The organism is Microbacterium sp. Soil_N32 (assembly GCF_057655505.1).
Window position 1 is genome coordinate 71,174 of record NZ_JBDGME010000019.1, and the last position, 24,722, is coordinate 95,895.

The window sequence follows — 24,722 nt, forward strand, 5'->3', positions numbered from 1 at the left end:
GCCTGGAGATGTCATGATCGCCCTGTCGCTCGCTGAAATCGCCGAAGCCGTCGGCGGTGAGCTGCGCCTGTCCGGAGCGGACACGGCCGAGACCGTCGTCGACGGGATCGTCGACACCGATTCGCGCACCCTGGGGGAGCGCTCGGTGTTCATCGCGAAGCCCGGAGCCGAGACCGACGGACATCGGTTCGTCGGCGCTGCCCGCGCGGCGGGCGCGACCCTCGCGATCGTCGAGCACGCCGTCGACGAACCCGTGAGCCAGATCGTCGTCGACGATGCCGTGGTCGCCCTCGGGGCCCTGGCGCGCGAGGTGGTGCGGCGGGTCCGTGCGCTCGGTGAGCTGCGCATCGTGGGCATCACCGGCTCGAACGGCAAGACCACGACCAAGAACTTCCTCGCCCGCATCCTCTCCGACGAGGGCGAGACGGTGGCGCCGATCAAGTCGTTCAACAACGAGGTCGGCGCGCCCGTCACGATGCTGCGCGTGACGGAGAGCACGAAGTACCTGGTGAGCGAGTTCGGCGCCGCGGGGCCGGGCAGCATCGCTCGCCTCGCCGGCCTCGTCGAGCCCGATGTCGTGATCGAGCTCATGGTCGGTCTCGCGCATGCCGGCGGGTTCGGCGGCATCGAGGCGACGGCGAAGGCCAAGGCCGAACTCATCGCGGCCGCGTCCGCGACGGGCACCGCGGTGCTCAACCTCGACGACGCGCGCGTCGCAGCGATGGCCGAGCTCGCGCAGGCCCGGGGGATGACGGTCGTCGGTTTCGGTCAGACTCCGGCGGCCGACGTGCGCGCGCGCGACATCGAGGTCTCGGCATCCGGTACCTCGTGCGTGATCGAGGCCGCGGGGGAGAGCATCCCGCTCCGCCTGCGCGTGCTCGGTGCGCACCACGTCACGAACGCCCTGGCCGCGATCACGGCCGCGGGCGTGCTCGGCGTGCCGGCCGCGGATGCGGTGGCGCGCCTCGAGACGGTCGAGATCGCCGAGCGCTGGCGCATGCAGCCTCTCGGCAACGACCGTGTGCGCATCATCAACGACGCCTACAACGCCAGCCCCGACTCGATGGCCGCGGCTCTGCGCACCCTCGCGCAGATCACCGGGCCGGACGAGCGCACGGTCGCGGTGCTGGGAGCGATGAGCGAGCTCGGGGACAGCGCGGGAGAGGAGCACGACCGCATCGGTCTGCTCGCGGTGCGCCTGAACATCCGCCGTATCGTCGTCGTCGGCCCCGAGGCCCGTCGTCTGTATCTCTCCGCCGTCGGCGAGGGGTCGTGGGACAGCGAGGCGGTGCACCTCCCCGATCAGGATGCCGCGTTCGAGTACCTGCGCTCCGAGCTGCGCGACGGCGACCGCGTCCTCGTGAAGTCATCCAATTCCGTGGGCCTCCGGCATCTCGGCGATCGTCTGGGAGAATTGTTCTCGTGAGGTCACTCATCATGGCGGCGGCCATCTCGCTCGCCTTCACCCTCTTCCTGACCCCGGTCTTCCTGCGGCTGTTCCGCAAGTGGGGCTGGGGACAGGTCATCCGCACCCCCGAGGCGATGGAGAACCCCAGCCACGAGGCGAAGCGCGGAACCCCCACCATGGGCGGCGTCATCTTCATCGTCGGCTCGATCGTGGGCTACTTCACCGGCATGTGGGTCGGGGGCAGCGTCGTCGAGCCGTCGGCACTGCTCGTGATCTGGCTGATGGTCGGTTTCGGCGCCGTCGGGTTCATCGACGACTACATGAAAGTGCGCAGCCAGCGCAGCCTCGGCCTCTCGGGCTGGCGCAAGATCGTCGGACAGCTCATCGTGGTCATCCCGTTCGGGATCGTGGCGCTGAACTTCCCGAACAGCTTCGACCAGACCCCGGCCAGCGGTTCGATCTCGCTGTTCCGCGACATCACCTGGCTCAACCTCTTCGCCTTCGGCGTCGTCGCGGGCTGGGTGCTCTACCTGCTCTGGATCTCGATCATCGGCGTCGCGACCTCCAACAGCGTCAACCTCACCGACGGCCTCGACGGCCTGGCCGCGGGCGCCGGTGTGATGGTGGTGGGCGCCTACAGCCTCATCGCGTTCTGGCAGTCGAAGCAGTCGTGCATCGACGTCGAGCTCGACGCGATCGCCGGATGCTACGAGGTGAGAGACCCGTTCAATCTGGCGATCATCGCCGCGTCATTCACCGGTGCCCTGGTGGGCTTCCTGTGGTGGAACGCCCCCAAGGCGAAGGTGTTCATGGGCGACGTGGGATCGATGGCCATCGGCGGTGTCATCACGGCGCTCGCGATCCTCACGCGCACCGAGCTGCTGCTGCTCGTCATCGCCGGCATCTTCGTGCTGTCGTCGGGCTCGGTGATCCTGCAGCGCGCCTACTTCAAGCTCACCCGCGGCAAGCGGCTGTTCCTCATGAGCCCGTTCCATCATCACCTCGAGATGCGGGGCTGGGCCGAGGTGACGATCGTCGTGCGACTGTGGATCATCGCGGGGCTCCTCGCCGTCTCGGCGGTGGGTCTGTTCTACGTGGAGTGGCTGACCCGTGTCGGCTGACCTGCGTCTGGCCGGGCTCACCAGCTGGTACGCGGACTGGAAGGGCCTGCGGGTCGCGGTGCTCGGGCTGTCGATGACCGGTTTCTCGGTCGCCGACACCCTCACCGAACTCGGCGCGGACGTGCTCGTGCTGTCCGAGTCGGCCACGGACGAGTACGAACGCCTCGTGCCGGTCATCGGCGCGCGCCTGGAACTCGGCGCTCTCGACGACGTGCCGGCGGTCCTCCGCGAGTTCGCCCCGGAGGTCGTGATCGCATCGCCGGGGTTCCCGCCCGCGCATCCGGTCATCCGCTGGGTGCAGGAATCCGGGATCGCGCTGTGGGGCGACGTGGAACTCGCGTGGCGGGTGCGCGACAAGGTGCGCCGAGCCGACGGTTCGACGGCGGACTGGGTGCTCATCACGGGCACGAACGGCAAGACGACGACGACCCAGCTGACCGCCACACTCCTGGCCGAGGGCGGCCTAGGGGCCGCACCGTGCGGCAACATCGGCGTGCCGGTTCTCGATGCGGTGCGCGACCCCGAGGGTTTCGACGTGCTCGTCGTCGAGCTCTCCAGCCACCAGCTCTGGTATCTCGGCCTCGCCGAGCCGGAGGGGCAGCCCTTCCCCTACGCCGCGGTCTGCCTCAATCTGGCCGACGACCACCTCGTGTGGCACGGCGGGGCGGACGCCTACCGCGACGCCAAGGCGATCGTCTATCGCAACACCCGCGTCGCGTGCGTGTACAACAAGGCCGACGAGGCGACTCGCCGCATGGTCGAGGACGCCGACGTGGTCGAGGGCGCGCGCGCGATCGGGTTCGACCTGGGCACGCCCGGGCCCAGCGACCTGGGCGTCGTGGAGGGGCTGCTCGTGGACCGGGCGTTCCTCGACGACCGCGCGCGCAGTGCGCTCGAGCTGACCACGGTCGCCGATCTCGACCGCGCCGGCCTCGCCGCGCCCCACATCGTGCAGAACATCCTCGCCGCGGCTGCGCTCGCGCGCTCTCTCGGCGTCGAGCCGGAGGCCATTCACGCGGCGCTGCAGTCGTTCCGTCTCGACGCGCACCGCATCCAGATCGTCGCGCGGCACGCCGGCGTCACCTGGATCGACGACTCGAAGGCGACCAATCCCCATGCCGCCGCGTCGTCGCTGCGTGCGTATCCCGGCGCGGTCTGGGTCGTCGGCGGTGACCTGAAGGGCGTCGACATCGCCGACCTGGTCGCCGAGGTCGGCGGAACGGCCAGGGCGGCCGTCGTCATCGGTGTCGATCGGGGAGGAGTCGTCGCGGCATTCGAACGACACGCCTCGACGGTCCCGGTGTTCGAGGTGGATGCTGGCGACACTGGACAGGTCATGAATCGCGTCGTGGAGATCGCGGCGGGGATCGTCGACGGCGAGGGCACCGTGCTTCTGGCTCCCGCGGCGGCATCCTTCGACCAGTTCTCCAGCTACGCGGATCGCGGCAACCGCTTCGCCGAGGCGGTGCGCGAGTGGATCGAGCGGGGGAGTGCCGATGACGCAGGTGGCTCGCCCTCCGGGCTCTGAGTCGGGCGGTCTCGCGACCAGGGTCTCGCTCGGACGCCGGTTCACGCCGGTATCGACCGAGTTCCTCCTGATCGCGTCGACCGCTCTGCTGCTCACGATCTTCGGCCTCGTCATGGTGCTCTCCGCCACCAGCGCCACGGCCGTCGCGAGCGGGGCCAACCCGATGACCGATGCCCTCCGGCAGGGGATCTTCGCGGTGCTCGGCATCCCGCTGATGTTCCTCATCAGTCGGCTGCCGATCCGCTTCCTGAAGCGCATGGCCTGGCCATCGCTGTTCGGCGCGGTCGCCCTGCAGCTGCTCGTCTTCACGCCTCTCGGCATCGCCGACGGCGGAAACCGGAACTGGATCAAGCTCGCCGGGTTCCAGATGCAGCCCTCCGAGTTCCTGAAGCTCGCGCTCGCGCTCTGGATCGGCTTCGTGCTGCTGCGCAAGCAGGCGATGCTCGGAACGTGGCACCACGTCTTCATCCCCGTGGTGCCGGTCGGCGCTCTGGCGATCGGCACCGTGCTCGGCGGCAAGGACCTGGGTACGGCGATGGTGCTCGTGCTCATCCTGCTCGGATGCCTGTTCTTCTCGGGTGTGAAGCTGCGGCTCTTCATCATCCCCGTGGTTCTCGGAGTGCTCGCCGTGCTCGCGTACGCGCTCTCCAGTGCCGACCGGATGCGCCGGATCACGGCCAACTGCGACGACATGGCGCTCTACCACACCGACTGCTACCAATCGATCCACGGGATCTGGGGCATGGCGAACGGCGGCATCTTCGGGCTCGGCCTCGGCAACTCCCAGGAGAAGTACGGCTGGCTCCCGGCACCGGGCAACGACTTCATCTTCGCGATCGTCGGTGAGGAGCTCGGGCTGATCGGCTGCATCGTGGTGCTCGCCCTGTTCACCTTCTTCACGGTCGGCGCCTTCCACATCATCCGCAAGACCGACGACCCCTTCATCCGGGTGGCCGCCGGCGGGATCACGGTCTGGATCACCGGCCAGGCCGTGCTCAACATCGGCGTCGTGGTCGGCCTGTTCCCCGTGATGGGCGTGCCGCTGCCCTTCATGTCGCAGGGCGGCACGGCGCTGCTCGCGGTGCTGCTCGCGTGCGGTGTGCTGCTGGCGTTCGCCCGAACCATCCCCGCGGTGGAGAAGGCGCCCGCGGGCGCACGGGCGAGCTCCCGGCCGGGTCGGGGTAGGGTCTCCCGGTGACCTCGTACCTTCTCGCCGGCGGTGGCACTGCCGGCCATGTGAACCCCCTGCTCGCCGTCGCCGACGGGCTGGTCGCTCGCGACCCCGCTGCGCAGGTGCGCGTGCTCGGCACGGCCGAGGGGCTGGAGTCCCGGCTCGTGCCGGAGCGCGGCTACGAGCTGCTCGTCGTCGACAAGGTGCCCTTCCCCCGGCGGCCGGATCGCCAGGCTCTGGGGTTCCCGCAGCGCTTCCGCCGGGCGATCGCCCAGGTGCGTGGCCACATCCGCACGCACGCGGTCGACGTGGTGGTGGGGTTCGGGGGGTACGCGGCCGCCCCGGCCTATGTCGCGGCTCGGCGCGAGGGCATCCCGTTCGTCGTGCACGAGGCGAACACGAAGCCGGGACTGGCGAACGTGCTCGGTGCCCGCGCAGCCACCGCGGTGGGCGTCGCGTTCCGCGGTACCCCGCTGCGTCGGGGTGAAGTCGTCGGGATGCCGCTGCGCCGCGAGATCGTCGAGCTCGACCGGGCCGCTCTGCACGGCGAGGCCGCCGCGCATTTCGGTCTCGACCCCGACCGTCCCGTTCTGCTGGCCTTCGGCGGTTCGCTGGGCGCACAACGGTTGAACGATGCTCTGGCGGATTCGTGGCGCGACGTGCTCGCGGCGGGGTGGCAGTTGCTGCACGTGACGGGGGAGCGCAGCGACCTCGCAGACCCCGGTGTCGCGGGCTACGCGGTGCGCCGCTACGTCGACCGCATGGACCTCGCCTTCGCTCTCGCCGACCTGGTGCTCTCGCGCTCCGGGGCTGCCACCGTCAGCGAGGTGAGCGCACTCGGCATCCCCGCGCTGTACGTGCCCTACTCGGTCGGCAACGGGGAGCAGCGCCTGAACGCCGCTTCCGCGGTCGCGGACGGGGCCGCCCGCCTCCTCGACGATGCGTCGTTCGATGGCGACGCCGTGCGCCGCGAGGTGGTGCCGCTGCTCTCGGACCGTGATCGGCTCGCGGCGATGGCCGCGGCGGCCCAGGGCGCCGGCAGCCGGACCGGCACCGAGGACCTCATCGCCCTCGTCGATCGCGCGCGCCGCGCCCGGAACTAGACTGAGCAGGACATGATCAGACCCGACCTCTCCCTCCCGATCCCCGAGACGATCACCTCCGCGCACTTCATCGGAATCGGCGGTTCCGGCATGAGCGGCCTCGCTCACATGTTCCTCGACGCCGGCATCCGCGTCTCGGGTTCCGACCGCGCCGACAGCGAGAACCTCCGAGCCCTCGCGGCGGCCGGCGCGACCGTGCACGTCGGGCACGACGCCGCCCATCTCGGTGACGCCGACACCGTCGTGCACACCGGCGCCATCTGGCCCGAGAACCCCGAGTTCGTGACGGCCAAGGAACGCGGGCTGCACGTCATCCACCGTTCCCAGGCGCTGCACTGGCTGGTCGGCTCCCGTCGGCTGGTGTCGGTCGCCGGTGCGCACGGCAAGACGACGTCCACCGGCATGATCGTCACCGCGCTGCGAGCGCTCGGCGACGACCCCCACTTCGTCAACGGCGGGGTCATCGAGCAGCTCGGCACATCGAGCGCGACCGGCTCGGGCGACCTCTTCGTCATCGAGGCCGACGAGTCGGACGGCACGTTCCTGCTCTACGACACGGCCGTCGCCCTCATCACCAACGTCGACCCCGATCACCTCGATCACTACGGGTCGGACGAGGCGTTCCACGACGCGTTCGTGCGATTCGCGGATGCCGCGACCGAGGCGGTCGTGATCTCCAGCGACGACCCCGGCGCCCTGCGCGTCGGTGCGGGGCTCTCCCACCCGAACGTGCTCACGTTCGGCGAGGCCCCGGGGGCCGACCTGCGCGTCTCCGACATCGTCACCGATGGCCCTGTCGCTGCGACACTCACGCTCGACGGCCGCAGCGAACGGATGCAGCTGGCCGTGCTCGGCGCGCACAACGCGATCAACGCCGCCGGCGCGGTGGCGGTGCTCCACGCCCTGGGGCGCCCCTTCGTCGACGCCGTGCGAGCGGTCGAGGGCTTCGCCGGCACGGTGCGTCGGCTGGAGCAGCACGGCGTCGCAGCCGGGGTCAGCGTGTACGACGACTACTCCCACCATCCGACGGAGGTGCGTGCGGCGCTCGAGGCCATGCGCAGCATCGCCGGAGGCGGGCGCGTCATCGCGATCCAGCAGCCGCACACGTACTCGCGCACGCAGCACATGTACCAGGAGTTCGCCGACGTGCTCGAGGAACTGGCCGATCACACGGTCATGCTCGACGTGTACGGCGCCCGGGAGGACCCGGTTCCGGGCGTCACGGGCGAGCTGGTGAGCGGCGCCTTCCGTGATCCCGCCAAGGTGCACTACGTGCCGGATTGGCAGGAGGCGAGCGAGTACACCGCGCGGATCGCCCGCGAGGGCGACGTCGTCGTGACGCTCGGCTGCGGCAACGTCTACCAGATGATCCCGCAGGTGCTGGAGGCGCTGCGCCGGACCGCCGGAGCGTAGTCCGTGCGTCGTCCTGCACCGCCGCCCGTCTCGCGCGCGGATTCGCGCGTCGAGGAGCGGGTGCTCCGGAGCGAGCGCGCGCGGCACGTCGACGACGCCTCGGCGGGGGAGACCGTCGACGACACCGTCTCCGGGGCGACCGTCGAGCCGCAGGAGAACGTCCCCACGTCGACGCGCGACGTGTGGCGTGCGGCGCGCGCACGACGGAAGGCCCTGCGGGCCGAGATCCGTCGTTTCACGCAGCGCTCCCGTCGCCGTCGCATCATCGGGTGGAGCGCGGTGGGAGTCGCCGTCGCCCTCGTCGGTGGAAGCATCGCCGCGGCGTACAGCCCTCTCTTCGCCGTCGAGCGCATCACGGTCGTGGGCGCGTCGACGCTCGATCCGGCCACCCTCGAGACCGCCCTCGCCGGGCAGATCGGCACTCCGCTCGCGCTCGTCGACAGCAGCGAGGTGAAGGCCGCCCTGCTGGCGTTCCCCCTCATCGAGACGTACTCGGTCGAGGCGCGTCCGCCGCACGAGCTGGCCGTGCGCATCGTCGAGCGCACCCCGGTCGGCGTGCTCGCATCGGATGCCGGATACACGCTGGTCGATGCGGCCGGCGTGGCGCTGTCGACGACGGCCGAGCAGCCGGCGGGGCAACCGCTGCTCGAGATCGACGGGGGCCCCGGTTCGCCGGCATTCGAGAGCGCCGGGCTCGTCGTGCGTTCATTGCCCGCCGACGTCCGACAGCAGCTCACCGCGGTTCGGGCGACCACCGCGGACGACGTCACGCTCACGCTCGGCTCCGGCCTGACGGTGGTCTGGGGGAGCGAGGAGGAGTCGGCGAAGAAGGGTGTGCTGTTGTCGCGCGTGCTCGCGGCCAACCCCGATGCGTCGACCATCGACGTCTCCTCGCCTCGCACCGCGGTCGTCGGCTGATCGATTCGTCGCCGAAACGGGCGACACGCCCGTGTCGCTGCGGCGCGCGGCCTGTGCGCCGCATACCTTCGAACAAGAGAACGCAATACCGGGAAATACTTTATACCTCTACTTGAGGTTTAAGGTTCCCCTTCAGGCTCGAACAATTCGGAGGCCGGCCATGAGCCAGAACCAGAACTACCTCGCCGTGATCAAGGTCGTCGGCGTCGGCGGTGGCGGCGTCAACGCCGTCAACCGCATGATCGAGCTCGGCCTCCGCGGAGTCGAGTTCATCGCCGTCAACACCGACGCGCAGGCGCTGCTGATGAGCGACGCCGACGTCAAGCTCGACGTCGGGCGCGAGCTCACCCGCGGGCTCGGTGCCGGCGCCGACCCGGAGGTCGGTCGTCGTGCTGCCGAAGACCACGCCGAAGAGATCGAGCAGGCCCTGACCGGCGCCGACATGGTCTTCGTCACGGCAGGCGAGGGCGGCGGGACCGGCACCGGCGGCGCCCCCGTGGTGGCCCGCATCGCCAAGTCGATCGGCGCGCTCACCATCGGTGTCGTCACCAAGCCGTTCTCCTTCGAGGGTCGTCGTCGCCAGAGCCAGGCCGAGGCGGGCGTCGCGAAGCTCAAGGAAGAGGTCGACACCCTCATCGTCGTGCCGAACGACCGGCTGCTCGAGATCAGCGACCGCGGCATCTCGATGATCGAGGCGTTCGCCACCGCCGACCAGGTGCTCCTCGCCGGTGTGCAGGGCATCACCGACCTCATCACGACCCCGGGTCTCATCAACCTCGACTTCGCCGACGTGAAGTCGGTCATGCAGGGTGCGGGTTCCGCCCTCATGGGCATCGGATCCGCTCGCGGAGCGGATCGCGCCATCAAGGCCGCAGAGCTGGCCGTCGAGTCGCCGCTGCTGGAGGCCTCGATCGAGGGTGCGCACGGTGTGCTGCTCTCGATCCAGGGTGGGTCGAACCTCGGTATCTTCGAGATCCACGACGCTGCCGATCTGGTCAAGGAGGCTGCGCACCCCGAGGCCAACATCATCTTCGGTACCGTCATCGACGACACGCTCGGCGACGAGGTGCGGGTGACCGTGATCGCGGCCGGTTTCGACGGCGGCGAGCCGTCGCTGCGCCTCGACCCGATGGTCGTCTCCCGCCCGGCCGCGGCCACGGCGCTGCCCGAGGTGGCGCTGTCGGAGGATGCCGAAAAGGCGCCGGAGTCCGAGGAGCCGGTGCGCGAGGAGAAGCCCGCGACGCGCGTGCAGACCACGAGCATCGAGCCGGCCTTCGCCGACGACGACATCGACATCCCCGAATTCCTGAAGTGACCGAGCTGGGCGCGCGGCTGTCGGCGGTCGACGAGCGCATCGCCGACGCCGCCCGCCGAGCCGGTCGCCGGCCGGAGGAGATCACGCGCATCGTCGTGACCAAGTTCCACCCGGCATCCCTCGTGCGCGAGCTGCACGCCCTCGGCGTGCGCGACGTCGGAGAGAATCGCCAACAGGAACTCTCGGTGAAAGCCGCCGAGCTCGTCGACCTCGACCTCCGGTGGCACTTCATCGGCCAGGCGCAGACCAACAAGGCGGGCGCCATCCGTCGCGATGCGGATGCCGTCCACTCGGTGGACCGTCCTCGACTCGCCGACGCGCTCCACCGTGCCGCCGAGGGCGACGACGTGCTCAACGTCCTCGTGCAGGTCAACCTCACCGACGACCCCGGCCGCGGCGGCGTGGTGCCACAGGATGCTCTCGGCCTGGCCGAGCACGTCCTGGGCCTGTCGTCCCTGCGCCTGCGGGGCGTGATGGCCGTCGCGCCTCTCGATGAGGAGCCCGCATCCGCCTTCGCGCGCCTGCGCGACACCGCCGACCGAATCCGTTCGGCGGCCCCCGACGCGGACTGGATGTCCGCCGGGATGACGGGCGACTTCGTCGAGGCGATCGCGGCAGGTGCGACACACCTGCGGATCGGCTCGGCAATCACCGGCCCGCGCCCCGACCGGGGTTAACCTCTACACAGACCAGCCCGTATCGTTCGAACCGGAGGACACGATGGGTAACCCGCTGAAGAAGACCATGGTGTACCTCGGACTCGCCGACGAGGAAGAAGCCTATGAAGAAGAGCAGCAGGCTCCCGCACGCGCCCAGCGCGAGCGCGAGCGAGACCGTGAGCGCGAAGAGCCGGCTCCGGCTCCCGTCACGCCGCTGCGCCGCCCCGTCGCCGTCCGTCAGCCCTCGGTGGGTGCCGTGAACGAGATCCTGACGGTGCACCCCAAGCAGTACCGCGACGCCCAGCTCATCGCCGAGAGCTTCCGCGAGGGCGTCCCCGTGATCATCAACCTCTCGCAGATGAGCGACGCCGACGCGCGACGCCTCATCGACTTCGCGAGCGGACTGTCGCTCGGCCTGTACGGCCGCATCGAGCGCGTGACCTCGAAGGTCTTCCTGCTCTCGCCCGAGAACATCAATGTCTCGGGCCAGGGCGGTATCGCGCACGCGGATGCGGAGTCCGCGGGCTTCGATCAGTAGGAAGCCGTGCAGCTGGTCCAGATCCTCGCGAGCATCGTCCATTTGGTGCTCCTGCTGTACATCTTCGTGCTGTTCGCGCGTCTGATCCTCGACTACATCCCGCTGTTCAACCGCGAATGGCGACCGAAGGGGTTCGGACTCGTTCTCGCCGAAGCCGTCTACACGGTGACGGATCCGCCGATCCGGTTCTTCCGGCGGATCATCCCGCCGCTCCGCCTCGGCGGGCTGTCGCTCGACTTCGGCTTCGCGCTGACGATGATCGTCGTGCTCATCCTGATGAACATCGTCCGTCTCTTCGCCTGACCCCGCGATGGCCGCTGTCCGAGTGTCGTGACATCGCGGCTCCAAGGTGCGGGGGCTATGCTGGCTCCCAGGTGCGCGCCCCGGGTTCGCGCCACATCACGACCGCGCCATATCGAAACTGGCAACCGAACTCATCGAAAGAGGAGCCATCATGGCACTTACCCCGGATGACGTCGTCACCAAGCAGTTCCAGCACGTCCGCTTCAAGGACGGCTTCGACCCGGACGAGGTCGACGACTTCCTCGACGAGATCGTCATCGAGTGGCGCAAGGCCCTCGAAGAGAACGTCGAGCTGAAGGCCAAGCTGGCCGCATACGAGTCGGGTGCGACTCCGGCGGCCGAGACCGCGGCTCCCGCCCCGGCGGTCGAGACCCCGGCGCCTGCCGCCCCGGCGGCCCCGGCCGAGTCCGCGTCCGGCTCCGCCACCGCGACCGCCGGCATCATCGAGCTGGCCCAGCGCCTGCACGACGAGCACGTCGCCGAGGGTGAGGCGAAGCGCGACCAGCTGATCCACGACGCCGAGGCCGAGGTCACGCGCATCCGTACCGAGGCCGAGGCCAAGCAGCGCGAGGAGACCTCGCGTCTCGAGCGCGAGCGCAACGCCCTCGAGGCGCGCATCACCGAGCTCCGCAACTTCGAGCGCGACTACCGTTCGCAGCTCCGCGGGTACATCGAGGGCCAGCTCCGCGACCTCGACGAGAAGTCGGCATCCACGGACTCCACGCCCGTCTCCGCGATCGGACTGTAGGTCGTAGGTCTTGAACCGACGTCTCCCGATTCGTCGGTCGGCGGCCGGTGCGATCGTTGCGATTCTCGCAGCGGTCGTGCTGGCCGCCGATCAGTTTGTGAAGCACCTCACGGTGCAGAACCTGCCAGAGCAGAAGCCGGTCCCCGTGCTCGGCGACTTCCTGCAGCTCTATTACGTGCGCAACCCCGGAGCAGCGTTCTCCCTCGGGTCCGACGTCACCTGGCTCTTCACCATCGCGCTGGCCGTCGTGGCCGGCGTGATCGTGTGGAAGGCGTTCGGCCTGCGGTCGCGTCTCTGGGCCGTCGTCCTCGGTTGCCTGCTCGGCGGTGTCCTCGGCAACCTCGGTGACCGCCTCTTCCGCGAGCCGGGCTTCCCGGTCGGTCACGTCGTCGACATGATCTCGATGCCCTGGATGATGCCCGCGATCTTCAACGTCGCCGACATCTTCATCGTGACCGGGATGATCTCGGTCGCTCTCCTCGTGGTCTTCGGCCTGCGCTTCGACGGCTCCCGCGAACGCGACCACGAGGCCGTCGAGACGGATGCCGAGGCCGATGCTCTCGCCGCCGAGCGTGCCACGGCGGACGGCGAGCGCTGAGGTGGAGTCGCGTTCCCTCCCGGTTCCCGACGGGCTCGACGGCGCACGCGTCGACGCCGCTCTCGCGAAGATGCTGGGCTTCTCCCGCACGTTCGCGGCCGACGTCGCCGCCGCGGGCGGCGTCCGACTCGACGGCGTCGTACTCGACAAGTCGGACCGTCTGCGCGGCGGGGGCTGGCTCGACGTCGAGTGGCAGCCCAAGGAGGGCCCGCGGATCGTCCCCCTCGCGGTGCCGGAGCTGGGGATCGTCCACGACGACGACGACATCGTCGTCGTCGACAAACCGACCGGCGTGGCCGCGCATCCCTCGCTGGGGTGGGAGGGACCGACGGTGGTGGGGGCTCTCGCGGCGGCCGGATTCCGCATCGCCACGAGCGGGGCGCCGGAGCGCCAGGGTGTGGTGCACCGCCTCGACGTGGGCACGAGCGGTCTCATGGTGGTCGCCAAGAGCGAGACGGCGTACACGGCTCTGAAGCGGGCGTTCAAGGAGCGCACGGTCGAGAAGATCTACCACGCGGTGGTGCAGGGGCATCCCGATCCGCTCGCGGGGACCATCGACGCGCCCATCGGGCGTCATCCGAATCACTCGTGGAAGTTCGCCGTGACCCCGGACGGCAAGCCCTCGGTGACGCACTACGAGACGCTCGAGGCCTTCCCCGGAGCGTCTCTGCTCGAGATCCATCTCGAGACGGGGCGGACGCATCAGATCCGCGTGCACATGGCCGCCCACCGGCATCCGTGCGTCGGCGACCCGCTCTACGGGGCCGACCCGACGCTCTCGGCGCGACTCGGTCTCACGCGGCAGTGGCTCCACGCCCATCAGCTCGCGTTCTCGCACCCTGGCACGGGGGAGTGGGTCCAGTTCGAGTCGCCGTACCCCGCCGACTTCCAGCACGCTCTCGCGGTTCTCCGCGGCGACGCGTGACGATGAGGCGGCCCACCACGGTCTGCATCGTGCACGGATGTCGGATGCCGGCGCGGTACTGAGGCGATGGACATCGAGGTTCGCCCCGCGACGGTCTTCGACGACGTCGCCGCGCTCGTCGGCCCCCGCAAGCCGACGTCGAACGTGTGCTTCTGCCTCAGCTATCGGGTGGGCAACAAGGAGAACGTCTCGCTCCGCGGCCCCGCACGGGCCGACCGGGTGCGTGAGCTGTGCCGTCACGATCCGCCCCCGGGGGTCATCGCTTATCGCGACGGCGAGCCCGTCGGGTGGGCCGCGCTCCATCCGCGCCGAGACACGAGCTTCGCGCGCAATCGCCTGATCCCGCACGTCGACGACCTCGATGTCTGGTCGCTGTGGTGCATCCGCATCCGACCCGGGTTCCGCAAGCAGGGGATCTCGCACGCGCTCGTCGCGGGCGCGGTCGGCTACGCGCGGGATCGGGGTGCCCCGGCGGTCGAGGCCTACCCCGTCGACAATCGCGGCGCGCGGGTGAATCAGACCATGGCCTACGTCGGAACGCGCAGCCTCTTCGAGGCCGCGGGATTCCGCAAGGTGGCGGACACGGGGTCGGTTCTCGACGGCTTCCCCCGGGTGCTGATGAGGCTCGACCTGGGCTGAGCACGGAGCCCGGATGTCGGATGCCGAAAGTAGACTCGAACCCATGGCATCCGACTCTTTCGTCCACCTGCACGTGCACAGCGAGTACTCCATGCTCGACGGTGCGGCGAAGATCAACGCGATGACCCAGGCGGCCGCCGACTACGGCATGCCGGCCATCGCGGTGACCGACCACGGCAACACCTTCGCCGCCTTCGAGTTCTACAACGCCGCGAAGAACGCCGACGTCAAGCCGATCGTCGGCCTCGAGGCCTACGTCACGCCGGGCACTCACCGCAGCGACAAGACCCGCGTGCAGTGGGGCACCGCCGACCAGAAGAGCGACGACGTCTCGGGGTCGGGCGCCTACACCCACATGACGATGTGGAGCCAGAGCACCGAGGGCATGCACAACCTGTTCCGACTGAGTTCGCGGTCGAGCATGGAGGGCTACTACTTCAAGCCGCGCATGGACCGCGAGCTGCTGCAGACCTATCGCAAGGGTCTCATCGCCACCACCGGCTGCCCCTCCGGCGAGGTGCAGACGCGCCTGCGCCTCGGGCAGTACGAGGCCGCGCGCGCGGCCGCGGCCGAGTTCCAGGACATCTTCGGCAAGGAGAACTACTTCGCCGAGATCATGGATCACGGTCTCTCCATCGAGCGCCGCGTCATGACCGATCTCCTCCGTCTTGCGAAAGACCTGAACATCCCGCTCGTCGCCACGAACGACTCGCACTACACCCACCAGCACGAGGCCGATGCGCACGCCGCCCTGCTGTGCGTGCAGTCGGGGTCGACGCTCGACGACCCGAACCGGTTCAAGTTCGACGGCGACGGGTACTACATCAAGACCGCCGCCGAGATGCGGCAGTTGTTCCGCGACCACCCCGAGGCCTGCGACAACACGCTCCTCATCGCCGAACGGTGCGAGGTCGAGTTCAACACCTCCGCCAACTACATGCCGCGCTTCCCGGTGCCCGACGGCGAGACCGAAGACAGCTGGCTCATCAAAGAGGTCGAGAACGGCCTGCAGTACCGCTACCCCCAGGGCATCCCCGACAAGGTGCGCAAGCAGGCCGAGTACGAGACCGGCATCATCCTCCAGATGGGGTTCCCCGGCTACTTCCTCGTCGTCGCCGACTTCATCAACTGGGCGAAGGACAACGGCATCCGCGTCGGTCCGGGCCGCGGTTCCGGTGCCGGCTCGATGGTCGCCTACGCGATGAGGATCACCGACCTCGACCCGCTCGAGCACGGCCTCATCTTCGAGCGCTTCCTGAACCCCGACCGCGTCTCGATGCCCGACTTCGACGTCGACTTCGACGACCGTCGTCGTGGCGAGGTCATCGACTACGTCACGGCGAAGTACGGTTCCGAGCGCGTCGCTCAGATCGTCACCTACGGCACCATCAAGTCGAAGCAGGCGCTCAAGGACGCCGGGCGTGTGCTGGGCTTCCCCTTCAGCATGGGCGAGCGCCTCACCAAGGCGATGCCGCCGCCCGTCATGGGCAAGGACATGCCGCTCGACGGCATGTTCGACTCCGCGCACCCGCGGTACAAGGAGGCCAGCGAGTTCCGCGCCCTCATCGAGACCGATCCCGAGGCCAAGACCGTCTTCGACCGCGCACTCGGCCTCGAGGGGCTGAAGCGCCAGTGGGGCGTGCACGCCGCCGGTGTGATCATGTCGTCCGAGCCGCTGCTCGACATCATCCCGATCATGCGACGCGAGCAGGACGGCCAGATCGTCACGCAGTTCGACTACCCCTCGTGCGAGACGCTCGGTCTGATCAAGATGGACTTCCTGGGGCTGCGCAACCTCACGATCATCTCCGACGCGCTCGACAACATCCGCCTGAACCGGGGCGAGGAACTCGACCTCGAGCACCTCGAGCTCGACGACCGCGGCGCGTACGAGCTGCTGTCTCGCGGAGACACCCTGGGCGTCTTCCAGCTCGACGGCGGCCCCATGCGCTCGCTGCTGCGCCTGATGAAGCCCGACAACTTCGAGGACATCTCGGCCGTCATCGCGCTGTACCGCCCCGGTCCCATGGGGGCGAACTCGCACACGAACTATGCGCTGCGCAAGAACGGGCAGCAACCGATCACCCCCATCCACCCGGAGCTCGAGGAGCCGCTGCGCGACATCCTCGACACGACCTACGGCCTGATCATCTACCAGGAGCAGGTCATGGCGATCGCGCAGAAGGTCGCCGGGTTCAGCCTCGGCCAGGCCGACATCCTGCGGCGGGCGATGGGCAAGAAGAAGAAGTCAGAGCTCGACAAGCAGTACGAGGGCTTCGCCGGGGGCATGAAGGAGCGCGGGTTCGGCGAGGGGGCCGTGAAGGCCCTGTGGGACATCCTGCTGCCGTTCTCCGACTACGCCTTCAACAAAGCGCACTCCGCCGCTTACGGCCTCGTCTCGTACTGGACGGCGTACCTCAAGGCGCATTACCCCGCCGAGTACATGGCCGCGCTGCTCACGAGCGTCGGCGACTCGAAGGACAAGATGGCGCTGTACCTCAACGAGTGCCGACGCATGGGCATCAAGGTGCTGCCGCCCGACGTGTCCGAGTCGATCAACTTCTTCGCGGCCGTCGGCGACGACATCCGCTTCGGACTGGGCGCGGTGCGCAACGTCGGCAGCAACGTGGTCGACGGCATCGTCCAGGCCCGCAAGGACGAGCGGTTCACGTCGTTCCACCACTTCCTCGACAAGGTGCCGCTGCACGTCGCCAACAAGCGCACGGTCGAGTCGCTGATCAAGGCCGGCGCGTTCGACTCGATGGGCGACACCCGGCGTGCCCTCGTCGAGATCCATGAAGACGCGGTCGAGGCCGCGGTCGACCGCAAGCGGAACGAGGCGCAGGGGGCCATCGGCTTCGACTTCGATAGCCTCTACGACGGCATGGAGGAGTCCGCCCCCGCCAAGGTGCCGGCGCGTCCCGAATGGATCAAGAAGGACAAGCTCGCGTTCGAGCGCGAGATGCTGGGTCTCTACGTCTCGGATCACCCGCTCGCCGGCCTCGAGGTGCCGCTCGCCAAGCACGCGTCGATCTCGATCCACGACCTCAACAACTCCGAGGACCTGCAGGACGGCGACCAGGTCACGGTGGCGGGGCTGGTCACCAGCGTGCAGCACCGGGTCGCCAAGGCCAGCGGCAACCCGTACGGCATGATCACCGTCGAGGACTTCAACGGCGAGGTGACGGTCATGTTCATGGGTAAGACCTACACCGAGTTCCAGCACATCCTGCAGCAGGACTCGATTCTCGCCGTGCGCGGGCGCGTCTCGCGGCGCGATGACGGACTGAACCTGCACGCGCAGTCCGCCTTCGCGCCCGACGTCGGATCGTTCGACGCCGCGGGGCCGCTCGCGCTGGTGCTCCCGGAACAGCGGGCGACGGAGCGCGTCATGACCGACCTCGCCGAGGTGCTGCGACGCCACGCCGGCGAGACCGAGGTCATGCTGCGGGTCCATCGCGGCGGCACCGCGAAGGTCTTCGAGGTGCCCATGCCGGTGAAGGTCTCGGCCGACCTGTTCGGCGACCTGAAGTCACTGCTCGGACCGAGCTGTCTGGGGTGAGCGGGTAGGATCGGGACGCGTCGGAAGCGCATCCCCCTCTGCGCGTCATGACGAAAGGATCATCCATGAGCACCGACTTTCCGGAGAGTGCGGACGTCGAGAACGACGAGTTCCTCGACGACGACGGCGTCCTCTACGACGACGAGGTGACGCCCGAGCCGGGCATCCTCGGTTTCACCCTGCGCGAGCTGCTGATCGTCTCGGTCTGGTTCGTCGCGTTCGTCGTCTCGTTCTTCCCTCTCGCCGCAGGCGAGCCCGTCTGGGGTCTGGGCATCCAGTGGATCCTGCCGATCGGTGTTCCGACGGCCGCGGTGTTCCTCATCGTGCTCCGTCGGTTCTCGCCGGACGGCATCCGCCGGGTCGGGTCCCTCGGTATCGACCAATTCGCCTCCGTCGCCTTCTCGGTCGCTGCGGTGACCTGGCTGAGTGCGCTGTGGGCGGCGGTCGCGAGCACGATCGAGTTCGACATCTGGACGTTGAACTGGGTCGGGATCATCCAGCTGCTGGCGAGCATCGCGCTGGTGGTGCTCACCGTGTTCGCGCCGCTGATCCCCGGGCTCAAGGAGGACTTCCACGGCCGCCTGGTGACTCTCGCGCATCGCAACGCGAACCCCGTCCGCCCTGTCGTGGCGCGCCCGCGACCGGAGCGGGACGACTCTCCGGCCGCGACGAATGTCGTGGCGACGAATTCCGTCGACGCGGAGGAGACCGCGACGCAGACGCCGGTTGCGAACGAGCCCAATGCGGACGAACCGGATGCCGTCGAGGAGACCCCTACCCGCGCCGTGCCGACCGACGACGCCGTGACGTCGCGGTTCGCGACCGACGAGGTCGCCCGCCTCGACCTCCCGGGGCAGGTCCCGCTCGCCGCGCACGCATCCGGAGGCGGTACCGGGACAGCACCGGACGCCGGCCAGGACGCCACCACCGACGACGGATACGTCCCTGCGTACTCGCGGCGCTCCCGGAACGACGAGATCTACTCGACCACCAGCGAGATCGAGTCGTTTCTGGAGGAGGTCGCGGTCGACGTCCCGGACGAGCGCACCCCCGCGCCGTCGGCGGATGAGGGCGAGGGAAGCCCCACGTCGGCGGCCCGCGTCTCGAACGCGGTCGACGACGCCTCCGCGCAGCCGTTCTGGATTCTCGCTCCCACCGAGCGCGCCGTCTACGACGAACGGGGGGAGCCGCTGTTCCTCATCGGTCCCTCGGCGTGGTCGCTCGTGATCGAGGACCGCGGCGGAGCGTTCGTCGTTCGTCACGACGATGGGCGCATCGGCTATCTCCACGACATCTCGGACATCACGAAGGGCTGATGGTGCGAACGATCGATCTGCGAGGGCGCGAGCTCTCGTCCGCAGACATGCTCGCGGCCGTGCCCCGGGCGACCCAGGCTCGCGCCGAAGCCCTCGACACCGCGGCGCGTCTCGTCGACGAGGTGCGCACCCAGGGCGAGGCGGCGCTGCGCGACCAGGCCGAGCGATTCGACCGGGTCACCGGCCACGACGTGCGGGTACCGTCGACGCACCTCCGCGAGGCGCTCGACTCCCTCGCGCCCGAGATCCGCGCGGCGCTCGAAGAGGCGATCCGCCGGGTGCGCCAGGCATCCGCCGCGCAGGTGCCGGCCGACCGTCTCACCGAGATCGGCCCCGGCGCTCGCATCCTCCAGCGCTGGCAGCCCGTCACCCGTGTGGGCGTCTACATCCCGGGCGGCAAGGCCGTCTACCCGTCGAGCGTCATCATGAACGTCGTCCCCGCGCAGGTCGCCGGGGTGCAGCAGATCGCGCTCGCATCGCCGCCCCAGCACGATCAGGACGGCCGCATCCACCCGACGATCCTCGCGGCCGCTGCGCTGCTGGGCGTCGACGAGGTGTACGCCATGGGCGGCGCGGGGGCCATCGGTGCGTTCGCGTTCGGTGTCGACGGGATCGGACTCGACCCCGTCGACGTCGTCTCCGGGCCCGGCAACAACTACGTCGCCTCGGCGAAGCGCGCGGTGGCCGGCGTGGTCGGCACGGATTCCGAGGCGGGAGCCACGGAGATCCTCGTCGTGGCGGATTCCACCGCGGACCCGCGCCTGGTGGCGGCCGACCTGGTCAGCCAGGCCGAGCACGACGAGCAGGCCTCTGCGGTACTGGTGACCGATTCGGAGGACCTCGCAGATCGCGTGGCCACCGCCGTCGCCGATCTGCAGCAGAAGACGCGGCACAGCGAGCGAGTCGCCGCTGCCCTCGCAGGCCCGCAGTCGGCGATCGTGCTCGTGGACGACCGCGCGATGGCGGTCGCGTTCAGTAACGCCTACGCCCCGGAGCACCTCGAGCTGCACCTCTCGGACGCCGACGACGCAGCATCCGCCTTCACCAGCGCGGGCGCTGTCTTCGTCGGGGATCACACGCCGGTGAGCCTCGGCGATTACATGGCCGGCAGCAACCACGTTCTTCCGACCGGCGGCCAGGCACGGTACGCACCCGGCCTCGGCGCCTACACCTTCCTCCGCCCGCAGCAGGTGGTGTCTTACGATCGCGAAGCCCTCGCCGAGGTGCGTCGAGGGGTCGTCGCCCTGGCGGAGAGCGAGGTGCTCCCCGCCCACGGCGAGGCGATCGAGGCCCGTTTCACGGAGTAGGTTGGACGGATGCACTGCCCCTTCTGCCGTCATCCGGACTCCCGCGTGATCGACTCCCGCACCAGCGACGACGGACTCTCGATCCGCCGCCGTCGTCAGTGCCCGGAATGCGGCGGGCGGTTCACGACGACCGAGACGGCGAGCCTCAACGTCATCAAGCGTTCGGGCGTCATGGAGCCGTTCAGTCGCGAGAAGGTCATCTCCGGCGTGCGGAAGGCCTGCCAGGGGCGGCCGGTGACCGAGGCCGACCTGGCGATCCTCGCGCAGCGCGTCGAGGAGGCCGTTCGACAGACCGGCGTCTCGCAGCTCGATGCGAACGAGATCGGGCTGGCGATCCTCGGTCCGCTGCGGGAACTCGACGAGGTGGCCTTCCTGCGGTTCGCGAGTGTCTACCAGGCGTTCGACTCGCTCGAGGACTTCGAGTCCGCGATCTCCGATCTGCGTGCGGATCACGCGGGAGCCGACACCGCCGACCGGTAACCTGGCAGGGATGTATCCGCTGCTCTTCCGCGCTGTTCTCTCGCGCTTCGATCCCGAGTTCGCCCATCACGCCGGCATGGCGGTGATCCGCGTGCTCGGCGCCCCGCCGTTCGCCCGGGTCACCCGCAGTCTCACCCGGCCCGACCCCGCGCTGCGTGTCGAGGCGTTGGGGCTGTCGTTCCCGTCGCCGTTCGGCATGGCGGCGGGTTTCGACAAGAACGCCGTCGGGGTGCGCGGACTCGCCGCCCTCGGATTCGGTCACGTCGAGGTGGGCACGATCACCGCCGTCCCGCAGGAGGGCAACCCGAGGCCGCGCTTGTTCCGCCTCGTGCCCGACCGTGCAGTGGTCAACCGCATGGGCTTCAACAACCGCGGGGCGGATGCCGCAGCTCGACGCCTGGCCCGGCTGCGTCGCGGAGCGCCCGACGCGGTGGTCGGCGTCAACATCGGAAAGAGCCGGATCGTCGATGTCGACGATGCCACTGCCGACTACGTCGCCTCCGCGACACGGCTGGCCCCACTCGCCGACTACCTCGCCGTCAACGTGTCGTCGCCGAACACGCCGGGACTTCGCGGTCTGCAGGCGGTCGAGACCCTCGCGCCGTTGCTGCGCATGGTGCGCGACGCCGCGGGTCGCACGCCGCTGCTGGTCAAGATCGCCCCCGATCTGCCTGATGACGAGATCGACGCCATCGCGCGGCTCGCCGTCGCGGAGGGACTGGCGGGGATCATCGCCACGAACACCACCATCTCGCGCGATGGGCTGCGCACCGATGCCTCGGTCGTCGAAGCGGCGGGCGCGGGCGGGTTGTCGGGCGCTCCGCTCAAGGAACGGGCCCTGCAGGTGCTCCGCGTCGTCCGCCGGGCCGTGCCCGAGGACTTCTGCGTGATCGCGGTCGGGGGAGTGGAGACCGCGGCCGATGTGCAGGAGCGGCTCGCCGCGGGCGCGACCCTCGTGCAGGGCTACACGGCGTTCCTGTATCGCGGACCCTTCTGGGCGCGGCAGATCAACCGGGGTCTCGTCGGCCGCTGAGCCGACGGCCCGTACGAGAAAGCGCCTCACCTCCGACGGGAGATGAGGCGCTTTCTCGAATCGCTGATCGATCAGGCGGGGTACTGTCCGCGCTTGACCTGCGGCTTCGGCAGACGCATGAACCGCATCTGGAGCGAGCGCATCGCGGCGTACCACGCGAGGCCGCGCTCGCGCCGTTCCTCGCCGAAGCGGGCGGCGACCTTGCGCTTGACCCGGATGCCGAGGATCACCATACCCGCGATCGAGATGACGATGTACGCCATCATGCCGAGGTACGCATAGAACGACACCGCGGGGATCGGCACGAGGGAGGCGATGATGACGAGCACCATGATGGCCATGACGAACTCGGCCGGATGCCAGCCGGCGTCGACGTAGTCGCGCACCCAGCGGCGCTGCGGTCCCTTGTCACGGGCGGGGAGGTACTTCTCCTCTCCGGCGGCCATGCCCGCCTGTGCCCGGGCGCGCCGTGCGTTCATCTCGGCGCGTGCGGCCGCGCGCGCCTCCTTGGTGTTCGCGACGAGAGGGCGGCGGCGTGCGGCCTCCTGCTCCGCGCGCGTCGGCGTGCGGCGTCCCTTGCCGACAGCCGTCTCGGAGGCGTCGTCGTTCGTGGGAGGGGATGCGGGGGTGGTGGCCACGGGGTTCCTCGGTTCGGGGAGAAAGGGTTCGCCTTAAGATTACTCGCATGACCTCTGATGCGATCCCCCCTGTGCTCGAGTCCTCTCTGCTGGATGCCGTGGCGACCGGTCACCCGGCTGCTCTGGCCGACCTCGGGAGCCTCGTCCGGATCCCCGGGATGGCGTGGCCCGCGTTCGACCAGACGCAGCTCGAGCGCAGTGCCGAGGCGGTCGCCGCACTCGCGACGGACACCGGAGTCTTCGACGAGGTCCGCGTGCTGCGAGCGGCGATCCCCGGTACCGACGAATACGGTCAGCCGGCGGTTCTCGCCACGCGCGCTCCGCGCAACGGACGCCCGAGCATCCTGCTCTACGCCCACCACGACGTGCAGCCTCCGGGAGACGACGCCCTGTGGGAGACCCCGCCGTTCGAGCCGACCGTCCGCGACGGGCGTCTCTACGGGCGCGGTGCCGCCGACGACAAGGCCGGCGTGATGGCGCACATCGCGTCGATCCGTGCGGTGTCCGAGGTGCTGGGCGACGACCTCGATCTCGGGATCGCGCTGTTCATCGAGGGGGAGGAGGAGTACGGGTCGCGTTCGTTCGCGCAGTTCCTCTCCGACAACAAAGAGGCTCTTCGCGCCGATGCCATCGTCGTCGCCGACTCGGGCAACTGGGATTCGACGACTCCGGGCCTCACGGTGTCGCTGCGAGGCAACGCGCGCTTCACTCTCCGCGTCCGTACGCTCGATCACGCGTCGCACTCCGGCATGTTCGGGGGCGCCGTGCCCGACGCGATGATGGCCACGGTCCAGCTGCTCGCCACGCTGTGGAACGACGACGGCTCCGTGGCCGTCGACGGCATGGCGGAGCGGGACGCCGCAACGCCCGAGTACTCGGAAGAGACGCTGCGCGACGAGGCCGGGCTGCTGCCGGGTACCCGGCCGATCGGCGGGGGCACGATCCTGAGCCGGATCTGGAACAAGCCGTCGGTCACGGTGATCGGGATCGACGCGACGAGCGTCGCGGCCGCGTCGAACACCCTGCTCCCCGAAGTCACCGTCGTGATCAGTGCGCGTGTCGCACCGGGGCAGAGCGGCGCCGACGCCTACGCGGCGCTGGAGGCGCACCTGCGCGCCCACGCGCCGCATGGCGCCGAACTCGAGTTCAGCGACGTCGATCTCGGCGACGGATTCCTGGTCGACACGTCGGGGTGGGCCGTCGAGCTCGCTCGCGACGCGATGCGCGATGGGTACGGCGTCGCGCCGATCGATCTCGGCGTCGGCGGGTCGATTCCCTTCATCGCCGATCTGGTGCGCGAGTTCCCGCAGGCGCAGATCCTGGTCACCGGCGTGGAGGACCCGCATTCCCGCGCCCACAGCCCGAACGAGTCGCTGCACATCGACACCTTCCGTCACGCCGTCTCGACCGAGGCGCTGCTGCTCGCCAGGATGAACGCGCGCACGTCGCCGCGCTGATCGTCTCCGTCGCGGTGCCCCGCCGATCCGCCCGCACCGCCTCGCGCGGTGCGGGCGGCGGTAGAATCGGGAGAGCACGCCGCGATGGCGGCCCGTCACAAGGAGCGACATGAGCGACACCACCCTGAGCACCGAGACCACCCGCGCGCACGGCATCACGTTGACGTCGGCCGCTGCCACCAAGGTGAAGAACCTCCTCGAGCAGGAGGGCCGCGACGACCTGCGTCTGCGCGTCGCCGTGCAGCCCGGCGGATGCTCCGGCCTCATCTACCAGCTGTACTTCGACGAGCGCTACCTCGACGGCGACGAGACCGTCGACTTCGACGGCGTGGAGGTCATCGTCGACAACATGAGCGTGCCCTACCTCGACGGCGCGTCGATCGATTTCAAGGACACGATCTCGGAGCAGGGCTTCACGATCGACAACCCCAACGCAGCCGGAAGCTGCGCCTGCGGCGACAGCTTCCACTGACCCGTACCACCCTCGCCAACCTGCGTGGTTGGCATGAATCGGGTGTGAGGTTGCCCTAGACTTGGGGGTG

The 24,722-nt window shown here is 69.5% G+C and carries 23 protein-coding genes; 22 read left to right on the top strand and 1 reads right to left on the bottom strand.

Features of this window, described 5'->3' with window-relative positions; all coding sequences use genetic code 11:
- Nucleotides 1–13 precede the first annotated feature (13 nt).
- The 20 genes from AC3A3J_RS08390 (at nt 14) to AC3A3J_RS08485 (ending at nt 22,085) form a co-directional block, all read left to right on the top strand.
- On the top strand, nt 14–1,426 hold the full coding sequence (locus tag AC3A3J_RS08390) for a UDP-N-acetylmuramoyl-tripeptide--D-alanyl-D-alanine ligase (RefSeq protein ID WP_487671847.1): 1,413 nt from the start codon (nt 14–16) through the stop codon (nt 1,424–1,426).
- Nucleotides 1,423–2,529, top strand: a complete 1,107-nt coding sequence (gene mraY / locus AC3A3J_RS08395) for a phospho-N-acetylmuramoyl-pentapeptide-transferase (RefSeq protein WP_487671848.1) — start codon at nt 1,423–1,425, stop codon at nt 2,527–2,529. The genes AC3A3J_RS08390 and mraY overlap by 4 nt, the downstream gene beginning before the upstream one ends.
- Nucleotides 2,519–4,057, top strand: a complete 1,539-nt coding sequence (gene murD / locus AC3A3J_RS08400) for a UDP-N-acetylmuramoyl-L-alanine--D-glutamate ligase (RefSeq protein ID WP_487671849.1) — start codon at nt 2,519–2,521, stop codon at nt 4,055–4,057. Before mraY ends, murD begins: the two co-directional genes overlap by 11 nt.
- Nucleotides 4,026–5,255, top strand: a complete 1,230-nt coding sequence (ftsW, locus tag AC3A3J_RS08405; protein WP_487671850.1) for a putative lipid II flippase FtsW — start codon at nt 4,026–4,028, stop codon at nt 5,253–5,255. The genes murD and ftsW overlap by 32 nt, the downstream gene beginning before the upstream one ends.
- Nucleotides 5,252–6,331, top strand: a complete 1,080-nt coding sequence (locus AC3A3J_RS08410; RefSeq protein ID WP_487671851.1) for a UDP-N-acetylglucosamine--N-acetylmuramyl-(pentapeptide) pyrophosphoryl-undecaprenol N-acetylglucosamine transferase — start codon at nt 5,252–5,254, stop codon at nt 6,329–6,331. Before ftsW ends, AC3A3J_RS08410 begins: the two co-directional genes overlap by 4 nt.
- Before the next feature lie 12 nt (nt 6,332–6,343).
- Entirely contained in the window at nt 6,344–7,744 is a 1,401-nt protein-coding gene (gene murC, locus AC3A3J_RS08415) for a UDP-N-acetylmuramate--L-alanine ligase (RefSeq protein WP_487671852.1), read from the top strand.
- 3 nt (nt 7,745–7,747) lie between these two features.
- Complete coding sequence (locus AC3A3J_RS08420) at nt 7,748–8,662, top strand: cell division protein FtsQ/DivIB (RefSeq protein ID WP_487671853.1); 915 nt, start codon at nt 7,748–7,750, stop codon at nt 8,660–8,662.
- A 160-nt stretch (nt 8,663–8,822) separates the two neighbouring features.
- On the top strand, nt 8,823–9,977 hold the full coding sequence (gene ftsZ, locus AC3A3J_RS08425) for a cell division protein FtsZ (protein WP_487671854.1): 1,155 nt from the start codon (nt 8,823–8,825) through the stop codon (nt 9,975–9,977).
- Nucleotides 9,974–10,654, top strand: a complete 681-nt coding sequence (locus AC3A3J_RS08430) for a YggS family pyridoxal phosphate-dependent enzyme (RefSeq protein ID WP_487671855.1) — start codon at nt 9,974–9,976, stop codon at nt 10,652–10,654. Before ftsZ ends, AC3A3J_RS08430 begins: the two co-directional genes overlap by 4 nt.
- A 43-nt stretch (nt 10,655–10,697) precedes the next feature.
- Nucleotides 10,698–11,174 carry a cell division protein SepF gene (locus AC3A3J_RS08435; RefSeq protein ID WP_487671856.1) on the top strand — a complete coding sequence of 159 codons (477 nt, stop codon included), beginning with the start codon at nt 10,698–10,700 and terminating at the stop codon, nt 11,172–11,174.
- 6 nt (nt 11,175–11,180) lie between these two features.
- The gene (locus tag AC3A3J_RS08440) at nt 11,181–11,477 is read left to right on the top strand and encodes a YggT family protein (protein ID WP_487671857.1); all 297 of its coding nucleotides are present in this window, start codon (nt 11,181–11,183) and stop codon (nt 11,475–11,477) included.
- Between the two features lie 151 nt (nt 11,478–11,628).
- Nucleotides 11,629–12,225, top strand: a complete 597-nt coding sequence (locus AC3A3J_RS08445) for a DivIVA domain-containing protein (RefSeq protein ID WP_487671858.1) — start codon at nt 11,629–11,631, stop codon at nt 12,223–12,225.
- A gap of 10 nt (nt 12,226–12,235) precedes the next feature.
- Nucleotides 12,236–12,823 (top strand): signal peptidase II, encoded by a 588-nt coding sequence (gene lspA / locus AC3A3J_RS08450; protein ID WP_487671859.1) that lies wholly within the window; start codon nt 12,236–12,238, stop codon nt 12,821–12,823.
- Between the two features lies 1 nt (nt 12,824).
- Nucleotides 12,825–13,748 (top strand): RluA family pseudouridine synthase, encoded by a 924-nt coding sequence (locus AC3A3J_RS08455; RefSeq protein ID WP_487671860.1) that lies wholly within the window; start codon nt 12,825–12,827, stop codon nt 13,746–13,748.
- A gap of 66 nt (nt 13,749–13,814) precedes the next feature.
- Nucleotides 13,815–14,387 carry an N-acetyltransferase family protein gene (locus AC3A3J_RS08460; protein ID WP_487671861.1) on the top strand — a complete coding sequence of 191 codons (573 nt, stop codon included), beginning with the start codon at nt 13,815–13,817 and terminating at the stop codon, nt 14,385–14,387.
- 43 nt (nt 14,388–14,430) lie between these two features.
- Nucleotides 14,431–17,949: a DNA polymerase III subunit alpha gene (gene dnaE / locus AC3A3J_RS08465; RefSeq protein ID WP_487671862.1), complete on the top strand. Its 3,519-nt coding sequence runs from the start codon at nt 14,431–14,433 to the stop codon at nt 17,947–17,949.
- 65 nt (nt 17,950–18,014) lie between these two features.
- The gene (locus tag AC3A3J_RS08470; RefSeq protein WP_487671863.1) at nt 18,015–19,265 is read left to right on the top strand and encodes a hypothetical protein; all 1,251 of its coding nucleotides are present in this window, start codon (nt 18,015–18,017) and stop codon (nt 19,263–19,265) included.
- A complete protein-coding gene (hisD, locus tag AC3A3J_RS08475) occupies nt 19,265–20,572 on the top strand; it encodes a histidinol dehydrogenase (protein WP_487671864.1) in 1,308 nt (435 codons plus the stop codon). Before AC3A3J_RS08470 ends, hisD begins: the two co-directional genes overlap by 1 nt.
- A 9-nt stretch (nt 20,573–20,581) precedes the next feature.
- On the top strand, nt 20,582–21,052 hold the full coding sequence (gene nrdR, locus AC3A3J_RS08480) for a transcriptional regulator NrdR (protein ID WP_487671865.1): 471 nt from the start codon (nt 20,582–20,584) through the stop codon (nt 21,050–21,052).
- A 10-nt stretch (nt 21,053–21,062) separates the two neighbouring features.
- Nucleotides 21,063–22,085, top strand: a complete 1,023-nt coding sequence (locus AC3A3J_RS08485; protein ID WP_487671866.1) for a quinone-dependent dihydroorotate dehydrogenase — start codon at nt 21,063–21,065, stop codon at nt 22,083–22,085.
- Nucleotides 22,086–22,156: 71 nt separating this feature from the next.
- Here the strand turns inward: AC3A3J_RS08485 and AC3A3J_RS08490 are convergent, their stop codons facing one another.
- On the bottom strand, nt 22,157–22,723 hold the full coding sequence (locus AC3A3J_RS08490) for a DUF3043 domain-containing protein (protein ID WP_487671867.1): 567 nt from the start codon (nt 22,721–22,723) through the stop codon (nt 22,157–22,159).
- 47 nt (nt 22,724–22,770) lie between these two features.
- On the opposite strand from AC3A3J_RS08490, the gene AC3A3J_RS08495 reads away from it, so the two are divergent.
- Both AC3A3J_RS08495 and erpA read left to right on the top strand, forming a co-directional pair.
- Nucleotides 22,771–24,180, top strand: a complete 1,410-nt coding sequence (locus AC3A3J_RS08495) for a M20/M25/M40 family metallo-hydrolase (RefSeq protein WP_487671868.1) — start codon at nt 22,771–22,773, stop codon at nt 24,178–24,180.
- 109 nt (nt 24,181–24,289) lie between these two features.
- Complete coding sequence (gene erpA, locus AC3A3J_RS08500; RefSeq protein ID WP_314648012.1) at nt 24,290–24,652, top strand: iron-sulfur cluster insertion protein ErpA; 363 nt, start codon at nt 24,290–24,292, stop codon at nt 24,650–24,652.
- Nucleotides 24,653–24,722: the final 70 nt, after the last annotated feature.

What these genes read in the sequence shown, in the direction of transcription:
- AC3A3J_RS08390 (WP_487671847.1), top strand. Translation starts at nt 14, where the DNA reads ATGATCGCCCTGTCGCTCGCTGAAATCGCCGAAGCCGTCGGCGGTGAG.
- ftsW (WP_487671850.1), top strand. Translation starts at nt 4,026, where the DNA reads ATGACGCAGGTGGCTCGCCCTCCGGGCTCTGAGTCGGGCGGTCTCGCG.
- murC (WP_487671852.1), top strand. Translation starts at nt 6,344, where the DNA reads ATGATCAGACCCGACCTCTCCCTCCCGATCCCCGAGACGATCACCTCC.
- ftsZ (WP_487671854.1), top strand. Translation starts at nt 8,823, where the DNA reads ATGAGCCAGAACCAGAACTACCTCGCCGTGATCAAGGTCGTCGGCGTC.
- AC3A3J_RS08435 (WP_487671856.1), top strand. Translation starts at nt 10,698, where the DNA reads ATGGGTAACCCGCTGAAGAAGACCATGGTGTACCTCGGACTCGCCGAC.
- AC3A3J_RS08445 (WP_487671858.1), top strand. Translation starts at nt 11,629, where the DNA reads ATGGCACTTACCCCGGATGACGTCGTCACCAAGCAGTTCCAGCACGTC.
- AC3A3J_RS08460 (WP_487671861.1), top strand. Translation starts at nt 13,815, where the DNA reads ATGGACATCGAGGTTCGCCCCGCGACGGTCTTCGACGACGTCGCCGCG.
- dnaE (WP_487671862.1), top strand. Translation starts at nt 14,431, where the DNA reads ATGGCATCCGACTCTTTCGTCCACCTGCACGTGCACAGCGAGTACTCC.
- AC3A3J_RS08470 (WP_487671863.1), top strand. Translation starts at nt 18,015, where the DNA reads ATGAGCACCGACTTTCCGGAGAGTGCGGACGTCGAGAACGACGAGTTC.
- hisD (WP_487671864.1), top strand. Translation starts at nt 19,265, where the DNA reads ATGGTGCGAACGATCGATCTGCGAGGGCGCGAGCTCTCGTCCGCAGAC.
- nrdR (WP_487671865.1), top strand. Translation starts at nt 20,582, where the DNA reads ATGCACTGCCCCTTCTGCCGTCATCCGGACTCCCGCGTGATCGACTCC.
- AC3A3J_RS08485 (WP_487671866.1), top strand. Translation starts at nt 21,063, where the DNA reads ATGTATCCGCTGCTCTTCCGCGCTGTTCTCTCGCGCTTCGATCCCGAG.
- AC3A3J_RS08495 (WP_487671868.1), top strand. Translation starts at nt 22,771, where the DNA reads ATGACCTCTGATGCGATCCCCCCTGTGCTCGAGTCCTCTCTGCTGGAT.
- erpA (WP_314648012.1), top strand. Translation starts at nt 24,290, where the DNA reads ATGAGCGACACCACCCTGAGCACCGAGACCACCCGCGCGCACGGCATC.